The organism is Ruminobacter sp. RM87 (assembly GCF_000701925.1).
Classification (GTDB): domain Bacteria; phylum Pseudomonadota; class Gammaproteobacteria; order Enterobacterales; family Succinivibrionaceae; genus Ruminobacter; species Ruminobacter amylophilus.
Genome location: NZ_JNKD01000004.1, coordinates 48,517 through 60,833, shown reverse-complemented (window position 1 = coordinate 60,833; position 12,317 = coordinate 48,517). Strand labels below are relative to the sequence as shown.

Annotated in this window: 9 protein-coding genes and 3 tRNA genes; 7 read left to right on the top strand and 5 right to left on the bottom strand. The window is 42.5% G+C overall.

What is annotated here, in order from left to right; translation table 11 throughout:
* The first annotated feature begins 354 nt into the window (after window positions 1-354).
* Window positions 355-798 (top strand): hypothetical protein, encoded by a 444-nt coding sequence (locus tag T489_RS0102340; protein WP_031578432.1) that lies wholly within the window; start codon window positions 355-357, stop codon window positions 796-798.
* 283 nt (window positions 799-1,081) lie between these two features.
* Window positions 1,082-2,260, top strand: a complete 1,179-nt coding sequence (locus T489_RS0102330) for an iron-containing alcohol dehydrogenase (protein WP_031578431.1) — start codon at window positions 1,082-1,084, stop codon at window positions 2,258-2,260.
* 80 nt (window positions 2,261-2,340) lie between these two features.
* Here T489_RS0102330 and T489_RS0102325 read toward each other — a convergent pair whose 3' ends face one another.
* The gene (locus T489_RS0102325; protein ID WP_218140303.1) at window positions 2,341-3,621 is read right to left on the bottom strand and encodes an O-acetylhomoserine aminocarboxypropyltransferase/cysteine synthase family protein; all 1,281 of its coding nucleotides are present in this window, start codon (window positions 3,619-3,621) and stop codon (window positions 2,341-2,343) included.
* Window positions 3,622-4,497: 876 nt separating this feature from the next.
* Here T489_RS0102325 and T489_RS0102320 point away from each other — a divergent pair.
* The 4 genes from T489_RS0102320 (at window position 4,498) to T489_RS13405 (ending at window position 5,286) form a co-directional block, all read left to right on the top strand.
* A tRNA-Phe gene (locus T489_RS0102320) sits at window positions 4,498-4,573 on the top strand.
* A gap of 9 nt (window positions 4,574-4,582) precedes the next feature.
* Window positions 4,583-4,658, top strand: a tRNA-Thr gene (locus tag T489_RS0102315).
* 26 nt (window positions 4,659-4,684) lie between these two features.
* Window positions 4,685-4,760, top strand: a tRNA-Phe gene (locus T489_RS0102310).
* A gap of 169 nt (window positions 4,761-4,929) precedes the next feature.
* A complete protein-coding gene (locus T489_RS13405; protein ID WP_051621722.1) occupies window positions 4,930-5,286 on the top strand; it encodes an RNA chaperone Hfq in 357 nt (118 codons plus the stop codon).
* 122 nt (window positions 5,287-5,408) lie between these two features.
* Here the strand turns inward: T489_RS13405 and T489_RS0102300 are convergent, their stop codons facing one another.
* Window positions 5,409-6,008 (bottom strand): HAD family hydrolase, encoded by a 600-nt coding sequence (locus tag T489_RS0102300; protein WP_051621721.1) that lies wholly within the window; start codon window positions 6,006-6,008, stop codon window positions 5,409-5,411.
* 186 nt (window positions 6,009-6,194) lie between these two features.
* Between T489_RS0102300 and T489_RS0102295 the strand changes: the two genes are divergently transcribed.
* On the top strand, window positions 6,195-7,622 hold the full coding sequence (locus T489_RS0102295) for an FAD-dependent oxidoreductase (RefSeq protein WP_031578427.1): 1,428 nt from the start codon (window positions 6,195-6,197) through the stop codon (window positions 7,620-7,622).
* A gap of 32 nt (window positions 7,623-7,654) precedes the next feature.
* Here the strand turns inward: T489_RS0102295 and T489_RS0102290 are convergent, their stop codons facing one another.
* From T489_RS0102290 to secA, 3 genes are all read right to left on the bottom strand, one after another.
* Window positions 7,655-8,875 carry a hypothetical protein gene (locus T489_RS0102290; protein ID WP_031578426.1) on the bottom strand — a complete coding sequence of 407 codons (1,221 nt, stop codon included), beginning with the start codon at window positions 8,873-8,875 and terminating at the stop codon, window positions 7,655-7,657.
* 73 nt (window positions 8,876-8,948) lie between these two features.
* Window positions 8,949-9,140, bottom strand: coding sequence for a DUF4250 domain-containing protein (locus T489_RS0102285; protein ID WP_031578425.1), 192 nt, complete (start codon window positions 9,138-9,140; stop codon window positions 8,949-8,951).
* A gap of 251 nt (window positions 9,141-9,391) precedes the next feature.
* Complete coding sequence (gene secA, locus T489_RS0102280) at window positions 9,392-12,133, bottom strand: preprotein translocase subunit SecA (protein ID WP_031578424.1); 2,742 nt, start codon at window positions 12,131-12,133, stop codon at window positions 9,392-9,394.
* Window positions 12,134-12,317: the final 184 nt, after the last annotated feature.

Sequence of the window (12,317 nt, the reverse complement as noted above, 5' to 3'; positions counted from 1 at the left end):
ATCATGACAAAGTTATAAATCCGGTCAAAAACACACCGCTGTCCCGGCCGTTGAATAAAATTATAAAACCTGATGACATTGCCTGATTAAACAGAAAATCACCAACAAAAACAGGAAACCATGATAAAAAACGAATGGTTCTCAGAGAAAAAGTAAAAAAATTGTGGATACGAATCTTAATAATCAGCAGAAACGATCAGGCAGACAAAGACAGTATATACTATCTGTCGTAAAAATAGTCGCTAATCCTAGCAGATTATTTCGCATCTGTCATGAAAAAATTATTAAACAACTCTGTATCATATAATGTATACTTTCTGAAAACTCAGTCATAAATAAAAGGAACAAATAAAAATGCTGAAAGATCTGCTGTTATTTTCCTGCCTGACAACGTTGTTGCTGATAACAGGATGCGGCTCAAAGGAAGTCTGTGAATTTACCTACAACGAACCTTACTCAAGGACAATGAACGGTCCTAATCCGTATCACTTCAAAGGTGCGGCATTATCTCATCCTAAAACAGGTGCAAGACTTGTATTTTTTTCAACACTGGCGGACTGGTCAGAAATCTACAACAATCCTTTTTTCGAAGCCGCTGTATCACAGGATATGGAAATAGCTGACAAGGATGAAAACAGATATCACCTCGTTTATAAGCAGGACAGGAACAAGAATTTAATCATATCCCATTATGATGACGGTGAAGTGTTCGGTTACGGATATGCCACCTCGGCTGAATTTCTTGTGGACAATCTTCTGAACCACTGCAACGATCTTATCGACCAGTACGTCTACTAATGGTCAGTCCCGGCTACAATGTTAATCAACATATTCGCAGAAGAGGATTAACATTGCAGCCGGATAAACATAATCCGTTCATATCACCGGCGTCTTTTTCAGCTTCTGTAATTCTCTGTGAATACATCCGCAAAAACAACAAACCGTATCCGACTGTTGTTGTATCTGACGTGAATCGTATCTTATGCTTATAATCACGTATTCCGCATATCACCCGGAGTACACTCTCTCGTGCGTCGGTAAAGAAGATGCATGCCCAGACACGATTTTTGGAGATCAATCAATGACGTCTTATAACTTTTTCTGTCCGACAAGGGTTATATTCGGATGCGGAGCCCTGAACAGACTGCATGAACACAAGTTACCGGGAAAAAAAGCACTGCTGGTAATTTCCAACGGCAAGTCCACCATTGTAAGCGGTTCACTTGACAGAACCAGGGAACAGCTCAGACTGGCAGGATGTGAAGCAGTGGTATTCAACGGTATCGGTGCCAATCCGTTAAAGGAAATGGTGGAAGACGGAGCCAGAGCTGCAAAAAGCAACGGCTGTGATTTTGTGGTAGCTCTTGGCGGTGGTTCAGTAATGGACGCGGCCAAAAACATTGCCATGCTTGCCACTCAGCCTTCAGAAGATCTCTGGGACTATGCCTTCGGTGAAACCGGTAAAGGACTCCCTCTCGTAAACGAACCTCTTCCGTGGGTAGCCATAACCACTTCCGCTGGAACAGGGTCTGAAGTTGACGAAGCCGGTGTAATCACCAAAACCGACACTCATGAAAAAATCGGAGTCGGCGGATATGACTCAATGTTTGCCACGCTGGCAATAGTTGATCCGGAACTGATGGTTACCGTACCGCCGAAATTTACCGCCTATCAGGGATTCGACGCTCTCTGCCATTCCCTTGAAGGATATATCTCCTGCCGTCACAGTCTCATGAGCGATATGGTTGAACGTTCCGCTATTGAAAAAATAGGCAAATACCTGGCCAGAGCAGTGAAAGACGGCAATGATATTGAGGCCCGTGAAGCTGTGGCCTTCGCCAATACCATGTCCGGTTACTCCATGCTCTGCGTGGCATGCTCGAGTGAACATTCCATGGAACATGCCATGAGTGCATATCACCCTGAACTGCCTCACGGTGCAGGCCTAATCATGCTGTCAAAAGCCTACTTCCAGTTCTGGATCGATAAGCATGTCTGTGACGAAAGATTTATAGACATGGCCAGATTTCTTGGGATGAACGATGCCGACAAGCCGCAGGATTTCATTACTGCTCTGGTAAAACTCCAGGAGGAATGCGGCGTTGCCGATCTTAAAATGTCTGATTTCGGCATCAGAAAGGAAGAATGCATGACTCTCGCGAAAAACGCCAGAGCCACAATGGGCGAGCTGTTTGCCTTTGACCCGGCTGAAACAACCGATGAGGAAATTGCCGGTATTTTTGAAAAAGCATACCGTTAAACTTTTTTCAGAATAACAAACAGGTCTGAGGAAAACTCCTCAGACCTGTTTTCATGACGATCAGGTTTTACGTTTCAGGATTAGAAACTTTCAAGAGCCTGCTTCAGATCTTCGATAATGTCATCGATATGTTCAATACCGATTGATAATCTGATGGTATTAGGCTTAATACCGTGTTCAAGCAGTTCAGTTTCATTAAGCTGTGAATGAGTGGTTGAAGCCGGATGAATAGCAAGAGACTTTGCATCACCGACATTAGCCAGAAGCGAGAACAGCTTAAGAGAGTCAATCACCTTTCGTGCATCATTGATGTCGCCGTCAATTTCAAAGGTAAAGATTGAACCTGCTCCGTTAGGATAATACTTCTTGTAGAGTTCCTGCTGCTTTGCATCAGTGGTTACTGAAGGATGGTTAACCTTAAGAACCTTAGGATGACTGTTAAGGAACTGAACAACCTTAAGAGCATTTTCCACGTGTCTTTCAAGACGGAGAGACAGTGATTCGAGTCCCTGAAGGAACAGGAATGCGTGGAACGGAGACAGTGTGGCACCGGTATTTCTCAGGAATACTGCACGAGCCTTCACAATATATGCGGCTCTTCCTGCAACCTTGGTGAACACAACACCGTGGTATGAAGGATTAGGTTCAGTAAGAGACGGATACTTGCCTGAAGCTTCCCAGTCAAAGTTACCTGAATCCACAATCAGACCACCGAGAACGGTACCGTGGCCGCCTATGAACTTGGTGGCGGAATGAACGACAATATCGGCACCGTGTTCAATAGGTCTGAATACTGACGGAGGAGTAAAGGTGCTGTCCACGATTAAAGGGATCTTGTGTCTGTGGGCGATTTCTGCCAGAGCTTCAATATCAGCAACATCTGAATTAGGATTGCCTAAGGTTTCAGCGTATAAGGCTCTGGTGTTTTCATCAATGGCAGCTTCAAAAGCGGCAAGATCACCAGGATCCACAAACTTGGTCTGCACACCGTAATTAGGAAGAGTATGAGCCAGAAGATTAAAGGTGCCGCCATAGATGTTTGAGGCAGCAACCACATTCTGACCGCCACTTACGGCAGTAAGGATGGCATAGGTGATTGCAGCAAGACCGGAAGCGGTAGCCAGAGCCCCCACACCGCCTTCAAGAGCAGTGATTCTCTGTTCCAGGACATCAACGGTAGGATTGGTCAGTCTGCCGTAAATATTGCCAGGATCTCTTAAAGCGAAACGATCTGCGGCATGCTGTGAATCGTTAAATACGTATGATGAGGTTAAGTAAATAGGTACCGCTCTTGCACCGGTAGCACTATCTGGTTTTTCCTGACCTGCATGTAACTGTAATGTTTCAAACTTGTATGACATCTTTATCTCCTTACGGTTCATTCTGAGATTCAAACTGTTTCCTGTGCCTACCATCAACTTAATCAGACTGACCGTAAGTTTCCTGATAAAGCACTTCTCATGTATTTCAATTATTTCTTCTTATTATTCGGACAGGAAGCCAGAATGTCTTTTTTGTTTATTATGTTTATTTATGACTATCTTATTTGAATTAACGTGCAGAAAAACTTCCACTTTAAATCATTCCGGACTTCCTTTATCCGTAAACCTTTCGTGTTGTGCAGGAGTTTTTTATTGTTTTGTTTATTACCCCCTTATTTCCTACTCAACCAATAGGTTTAGTCATACTATACAGAATATTACATAGTAATGCAATAGGAATTATATAATTTTTTTCAAAAATTTTTCATCATTCTAAAAAAAATCACTGCAATCCATTGATTATCAAGGCGTTTAGCAAATTTTATCCATTAAAATTTTTTTTGCGTAACATCATTTATTTTCAGAAAAATCCCGTTTTTTTAATCAAAAAAGGTTAATTCACTATATTTCTGGTATGAAATAAGAAATATCATTTTCATATCCTCAGCTGACCCCGATTAATATATAAGATATTCTGAATTCATGTTTTCCTGACGTATCCATTTCCTATTACCTCATCCTGCCTCACCGGACATATCCATACACCTGACTTTTATCTGCCTGTTCAGTAACACATTAATCAGAGACGGTTTACGGTAAACTGCAGGCACACACCTGTCCCAAAGTAGAGAAAAGGCTAAAATAACGACACATTACACATATTTAGGGTAATATTTATACAAACAGCCGTAAAATCACAAAAAAACACAAAAAATATTTGACTTAAAAAAATCATTCTGTAAAATAGCCCCTGTTGCCCAGATAGCTCAGTCGGTAGAGCAGGGGATTGAAAATCCCCGTGTCGGTGGTTCGATTCCGCCTCTGGGCACCAGGCAAATGTGCCGGCTTAGCTCAGTAGGTAGAGCAACTGACTTGTAATCAGTAGGTCAACAGTTCGATTCCGTTAGCCGGCACCATCAGTTATCTTTCTAACGACTCTAATGCCCAGATAGCTCAGTCGGTAGAGCAGGGGATTGAAAATCCCCGTGTCGGTGGTTCGATTCCGCCTCTGGGCACCATTCTATTACACATCAAAAAAGCTCAAACCAAATCAAAAACACAATGCATATTTGATTTTGTGCATATTGTTCATGTTTTTTATTGTTTAAATGTAAATTTGGTATAAAATCTTAAACACATAGAACTATGAACATTTCTTCATGAAAATATAATAATTACGAGAATCCAATGACAGATAATCAGATTGACACTCAGAATTCCGAGAATACAGAAAAACTTAACTACAAGACACTTGAACAGGCTTTTTCATTAGGCAACGGACAGAATACCGCTCTTAACTGGCTTATGGAAACAAAGCAGACCGTATCAGTTTTTTTAGTCAGTGGCATAAAGCTTGAAGGTGTTATCAGCGGACACGATCAGTACAGCATGGCTTTAACCGATGCCAGCGGAAATCAGCAGCTTATCTACAAGGCTAAGATTTCCACCATCACCATTGCAGGCAGTGCCGAAAAGCCGGCTCACAGAAACAACTTCAGACAGAATAATCACAGACCTCAGAGAAATTATCAGAACCAGAACTAATCTGATGTCTGTTAGATTCTTTTCCGGTCGTCCGATGCGGCCGGATTTTAAAACCCGAACCTGAAGTTCGGGTTTTCTTGTTCTACGGCGCCCTGCCCTGTCATTTGCAGAACACACCGCACTTACTGAAATTCGGGGATACCGTTTATCACCTTTATGAGATCGAATCCACCGTTAATCGCAGCCTCATATCCGAAATATGAATCCTCAAAAACCGCACTTTTATGAGGATCAGCCCCGAAAGCTTCGGCAACCTTCAGAAATGTATCTGGATGAGGCTTGTGATTTTTTACGTCATCAGCAGAAACAATAACTTTTATATAATCTTTCAGAATGGTGTGATTCACGATATATTCAACATTGGAACGCAGCGTCCCCGTCCCTATTCCCATGGGAATGTTATGCTCTCTGGCAAAATTCAGAAGCTCCAGCATCACGGGATATACTTCCACGTTTCTGATGTTTTCAAGATAGTTGCGGGTCTTGATTGCTGCAAGTTCATGGGGATCATCAAACGGCAGATGATGTTCATCAATCAGGATTCTGGCAATCTTATGACTTGGAACCCCGCCGTGTCTGTACATCCATTCCCTGTCTGGCACAAAACCGAAAGGAGCCACGGCCTTGACCCAGGCTCCGTAATGAAAAGGCATGGAATCCACCAGTGTACCGTCAAGATCAAACACCAGACATTCATATTTCAATAATTTTGCAAAATCCATCATTCCACCCTGTCATCTGTCAACTGTCATATGCCACTCATCAGTAATATATAACTCTGACGAATGCGAGCCTATTCTAACAAATTAATAGTTAACATCAACGAACAACACTCTTTATACTTAAAATCATTGTCTCGGAGCCTGCAATCTCAGTATAATTGAGAACAAAAAGCTGAGGGAATAACCATGAGACACATCTCTGTTGACACTGTTATTATCGGTGCCGGCACTGCTGGAATGCAGGCCTACAAGGCGGCTGTTGAAAATAACGCGGACACAATCATTATCGAACAGGGTCCTTTAGGCCCCACCTCAATAAATTCAGGATGTGTACCTTCTCAGCTTCTTCATGAAATGGGCAGACAGTATTCAGCCAACAGCACTCCGATGCTTACCATGACACTTTACGGAAAATCACCGGACAAGCATCTGGACAGAAGTGACATTCTCAATACCGTACGAAATGAGAAAAGAGCTTTTCTTGATCAGTACATCAAGGAATTCTATACCATTCCCGAGGACTGCCGTATTATGGGGAAAGCCTTCTTTGTTGACCCTTACACCGTTGCCATTGAAGGAACTGACACCACCATTTCCGCCAGAAGTTTTGTTATTGCAACAGGATCAAAACCCTACGTTCCCGCCAATCTGAAAAAAATCGGAAACAAGATAATAACCAGCGATGAACTTTTTGAACTGAAGGAACTGCCTAAGAGCATTGCCATATTCGGTACAGGAAGCATAGGACTGGAACTTGGGGAATACCTAACCAGACTAAACGTTAAAACGGCTATATTCGGCATGGGAGAAATAGGCCACCTGACAGACCCCAAGGTTGCATCAGCAGCTCTCAATGCCATCAGAGAAAGAGTATTCATCGTACCTTACGGACATTTCACAACCATAGAGCAGAACAACGATTCCGTTGTTATATATTATCTTGATGAAAGCGAACACGAATGTTACCTGAAGGTTGACTGTGTACTCTGCGCAACAGGGCGAATACCGAATCTTGACGGACTGCAGCTTGAAACAGCTGGAATACAGCTTGATTCGATGAACTGTGCCTACTGCAATGAAAAAACACTTCAGACCAGCGTTCCCCATATATTCATAGCCGGAGACACCACATCAACAAGGAACAATCTGCAGAAGGCTTTATACCAGGGAAAAATAGCCGGGAGCAATGCCGCCACATACCCGCGTATACCCCAGACATGCGACATGCCTCATCAGGACATTACCTTTACCGATCCGGAAATAACCGTAACCGGACTGTCATTTGAAGAAGTTAAACAGAGAGCAAGATGCGGACACAAGTTCATTCTCGGTGAAAGCTCAACCGCAAACAATACCACTTCAGTCATCAAAGGATACAAACACGGACTTGTTCACGTGTATTTTGACAGGGAAACACAAATGCTGCTAGGAGCTGAAATATGCGCTCCCTATGCACAGCAGATGTCTCAGTTTATTTACAGTGCGCTGTTCAATCGGCAGACTCTTGACGACCTGATAGGATACAACTTCTATCACCCTTCTGCTTTTGAAATGCTTACCGAAGCATTTGAAGACGCCAAAAAGAGTTTTAAGCTTTTTGAACCGGTAATTTAAAACAGGCTGTTATTCAAATTCAAAGCCTTTTATTACTCAGACAGATACCTGTACAGATTCGCCAGTCTCTGAAGACTCTGCTGATTACTGTTCTTTTCAGCCTGAGCCGTTGCATATTCAAGTTCAGCGACCATATTGTCTCTTGCGTTGCTGATTCTTGCCGAGACAATGTCTCTGTATACCTCATCATATCCCAGTGGCAGAGGATAATCCTCTGAATAGAGGTAATCCATCATGGCGGTGCGAAGTCTGCCTGAGGCTCTGGCAATATGTGCACATACTTCATCTGCAGACAGAACATCCCGGTCCTTCTCGAACCACTCAGACAGTTCTGCAAACATTGATTCAGTACTTCTGTATTCATCTGAAGCAAGAACATCCTCAGATTCATTTTTAATACTGCTTTCAAGGTTATCCATAAGCATGAGGTATTCTGCCGAATCGGTTCTTAAATACGCAGAAGATTCCGCATGAAGCTTCTTTATCTGCTCGAAATCAGTTTCGAGTTCTCTGGCAATGGACGTATTTATTGCCGAACTTACCGTATAACAGACAGCTCCGTTAACAGGAAGTACCAGAGGTTTTATCTCCTTTACTATACTGATTCCGAGTACATATTCGGATGTCACCATTACCGGTGTAAAAATAAAAAAAGAATCCTCACCTATACCCAGTATAATTTTTCCGGATGATTCAGCCGTATCCAGAACAAGGGATTTATTGACAAAATAACTGAGAAGCTTTGGAGCCTTAATATACAGATCCTTAAAAACAGCATACATGCTTCTAATGTATCTGTTATCGGTGTTTTCCGTTTCAGCTCCGAGCTTCTTTATATTATTCCATGCCTGTGGATAATAAAGTCCCTTCAGTGAAACCGCGGCATGAACAATACTTTTAAATGAAGTTATTCTTTTGTTTTTCAGCACGTTTCTCATCTGCAGATTACACAGAAGTTCCCTGAACATCAGATAGGCTCTTTTTCCGGAAAAAACCAGACGTTCGTGATTCTTTATAATCATTGCAAGTCTTTCTGCAGCTGCCGCCGGATTCAGTCCGGTATTCCTTACGGCTTCAATGCAGTCGCAGTCGAATGAAACAGCATACGTCGGGGACGGGCATATGCCTGCAGGAGGCGTTACCACAATTCTGCTCTGAGAAAGAATCTCAGCATTTTCTGGATTTACGGAAATTATATCCACACACCATGGATAATTATCGCGATTAAACGGAAGAAGATGAATTAATAACATAATTTAAACTGTGGCAATCAGGGGATTATTCTTATTTAATCTGAACGGAGTAGCCGGTAATTCAAAGTGAATTCTATTTGAACTGGTTGGTCTCGGGATCGTACTCGAAACCGGCATCTTTCAGTTTCTTCTCGAGTTCTTCCCTGTTAATTTCGTATGTGGCACAGAAGCTGTCCAGATCATGATCATCAAAATCGCGAAGTTTCATGTTTACTATGGACAGTAAAATATAAGGATCCATTTTTGACAAGTTTTCAAAAGCCATAATAACCTTCTTTCAAAATCTGATTTTAAATTACGTTAAAACTGACGCAGGATGTGTTATTCCCTGGCTGACAATAAACGTTTTTCAATGAGCCGATAACAAATTACGGCTATTATACTATGTTTTCTGCACCAGTGTTTTTTTGCTTAATTTATCTCTGATTAACGGACTGAATTCATCATGATAGTAAAAACCCGTTATCAATCCAGTGATCAATAACGGGTTCAGATTATTCACGATTCATTCCAGAATTAAACCAGACGTCCGTGACAGTTCTTATACTTCTTTCCGCTTCCGCAAGGACAAGGATCATTGCGCCCCACCTTGTGGTCAGGATCTGAGAAAGCCGCATTCATCTTTTCGATTTCCTTGGCCTTGGATTCAGCTTCGTCATTAAACTTCTTTTCAGCTTCATCAGCCAGTTCCTGACGCTTCTGTTCCATTTCATCAATTTCCTGAACCTTAATCTGGATGCAGCTGAGAATTCTGATTACCTGATACTTGAAGTTCTCCATCATCTCAGTGAACATACGATAGGATTCAAGCTTGTATTCCTGCTTAGGATTACGCTGTGCGTAACCTCTTAAACCGATACCCTGACGGAGATAATCCATTGAAGCAAGGTGTTCCTTCCAGAGAGTATCAAGAGACTGCAGCATAATGTTGCGAATCAGCTGACCGGCTCTTTCCTCTCCGATAAGCAGCTTCTTCGCTTCAAATACATCCTTTGCCTCATCAACGATCTTTGAACGGATGTTTTCCTCAATCAGCTTCTCATCATTATCAATCCAGCTCTGAATAGGTAAATCCAGGGCAAATTCATTCTTGAGCTTTTCAGTAAGGCCAGGAACATTCCAGGTTTCAATTAAAGAATTAGGACTGATGAATTCATTGATAACAGAGTTGTAAACATCTGAACGAATCATGTCGATATTACCCTGATCAACCTTGCCGTCGAGCAGGGAATTACGTAATTCGTAAATTACCTTACGCTGTTCATTTGCTACATCGTCGAATTCAAGAAGGCTCTTACGCAGGTCAAAGTTTCTGGTTTCAACCTTACGCTGTGCATTTTCAATCGCTCTGGACACAAGCTTGTGACCAATAGGCTCACCGCGTTCCATCCCGAGATGCTTCATAACGGTCTTGATTCTGTCTGAACCGAATCTTCTCAGCAGATCATCATCGAGAGAAAGATAGAAACGGGAAGAACCTGGGTCACCCTGTCTGCCTGAACGACCACGGAGCTGATTATCTATACGGCGTGATTCATGACGTTCTGTACCGATGATATGGAGACCGCCAGCAGCTACAACAGCATCGTGACGCTTCTTCCATTCATCCTTAACCTGCTGAATCTGTTCAGGAGTTGGATCGGTGAGAGCGGCAAGGTCCGCATCAAGAGAACCGCCGAGTACGATATCAGTACCACGACCTGCCATGTTGGTTGCTATGGTTACTGTACCAGGACGACCTGCCTGAGCAACAATCTGAGCTTCCTGTGCATGGAACTTGGCGTTAAGAACCTGATGCTTGATATCGAGCTTGGTCAGATACTGAGACAGCTTTTCGGAATTTTCAATTGAAATTGTACCTACAAGAACCGGACGGCCTTTACCGATTTCAGACTTGATATCCTTCACAACAGCTTCAAACTTTTCTTCTTCAGAACCGTAGATAAGGTCAATCAGATCTTCACGAATCATCGGCTTGTTTGTAGGAAGCACAACTGTTCTTAAGTTATAAATCTGCTGGAATTCGTATGCTTCGGTATCTGCGGTACCGGTCATACCTGCAAGCTTTTCGTACATACGGAAGTAATTCTGGAATGTAATGGAAGCAAGAGTCTGGTTTTCATGATGAATTTCCACACCTTCCTTGGCTTCAACTGCCTGATGAAGACCGTCACTCCATCTGCGGCCGATCATGGTACGGCCAGTGTGTTCGTCAACAATGATTACTTCACCGTCTTTAACGATATAATCCACATCCTTTTCAAAAAGCACGTGAGCACGCAGTGCAGCCATCACGTGGTGCAGCAGGGTAATACTTGCACTTGAATACAGTGTCTGGTTTTCAGGAAGAATACCTGCCTTCTGAAGCAGTTCCTCAACATGAATCTGACCGTTTTCAGTAAGATAAGCCTGCTTGTTCTTGAGATCACGTGTATAGTCACCATTGCCGTGGTAATCGTCAGAATCTTCCTTTTCCTGTTCTACAAGTTCTGGAATAATCTTGTTCACAGCCACATAAAGATCGGAACTGTCTTCTGCAGCACCGGAAATAATAAGAGGAGTACGAGCCTCATCGATGAGCACTGAGTCCACTTCGTCCACCAGAGCATAGAACAATGGTCGCTGAACACGCTGTTCAGGAATATAAGCCATGTTATCTCTGAGGTAGTCGAAACCGAATTCATTGTTGGTACCGTATGTTACGTCACAGGCATATGCGGCACGCTTTGCTTCCGCATCCATTCCCGGAATGTTACATCCCACGGTCATTCCGAAGAACTCAAAAAGAGGACGACACCAGTCACTGTCACGCTTGGCAAGATAATCATTTACGGTAACAACATGAACGCCTTTACCAGTAAGTGCATTGAGATATGCAGGAAGAAGTGCAGTCAGAGTCTTACCTTCACCGGTCTTCATTTCAGCAATCTGGTTTTCATTGAGAACCATACCGCCCATCAGCTGAACATCAAAAGGTCTGAGTCCGAGAACACGTTTTGAAGCTTCTCTTACCAGAGCAAAAGCCTCAGGAAGAATCTCATCAAGAGTGCTGCCGTACTGTTTCTTTCCGTCAGCTTCAAGCTTTAAACCTTCAGCCACGCGCTTTTTATAATTCTCTGTATAGGTTTTGAAATCCTCATCCTTAAGCTGTTTGAACTGAGGTTCTAAACCGTTAATCTTAACAACAACCTTATTTAATTGCTTAACTATACGATCATTGCTGCTGCCAAAAATTTTTGTAAGTATTGTCTGAAACATTATTCTAACCAGTTATTTTTATAATTCATCCGTATACAAACGTTTTTTACACATATGGTTCTGTATTTTACAGTAATACATGCTGTTTGTCTTAGCATAATTCGTCAGTAATGGGCTACTGCACACTATATAAATGGATTCTCTCTGCCAATGCCCAAGTTAAAAAAAATCTGAATGCTATATT

Coding starts and splice junctions, on each gene's coding strand:
- T489_RS0102340 (WP_031578432.1), top strand. CDS start 355: ATGCTGAAAGATCTGCTGTTATTTTCCTGCCTGACAACGTTGTTGCTG.
- T489_RS0102330 (WP_031578431.1), top strand. CDS start 1,082: ATGACGTCTTATAACTTTTTCTGTCCGACAAGGGTTATATTCGGATGC.
- T489_RS0102325 (WP_218140303.1), bottom strand. CDS start 3,621: ATGTCATACAAGTTTGAAACATTACAGTTACATGCAGGTCAGGAAAAA.
- T489_RS13405 (WP_051621722.1), top strand. CDS start 4,930: ATGACAGATAATCAGATTGACACTCAGAATTCCGAGAATACAGAAAAA.
- T489_RS0102300 (WP_051621721.1), bottom strand. CDS start 6,008: ATGGATTTTGCAAAATTATTGAAATATGAATGTCTGGTGTTTGATCTT.
- T489_RS0102295 (WP_031578427.1), top strand. CDS start 6,195: ATGAGACACATCTCTGTTGACACTGTTATTATCGGTGCCGGCACTGCT.
- T489_RS0102290 (WP_031578426.1), bottom strand. CDS start 8,875: ATGTTATTAATTCATCTTCTTCCGTTTAATCGCGATAATTATCCATGG.
- T489_RS0102285 (WP_031578425.1), bottom strand. CDS start 9,140: ATGGCTTTTGAAAACTTGTCAAAAATGGATCCTTATATTTTACTGTCC.
- secA (WP_031578424.1), bottom strand. CDS start 12,133: ATGTTTCAGACAATACTTACAAAAATTTTTGGCAGCAGCAATGATCGT.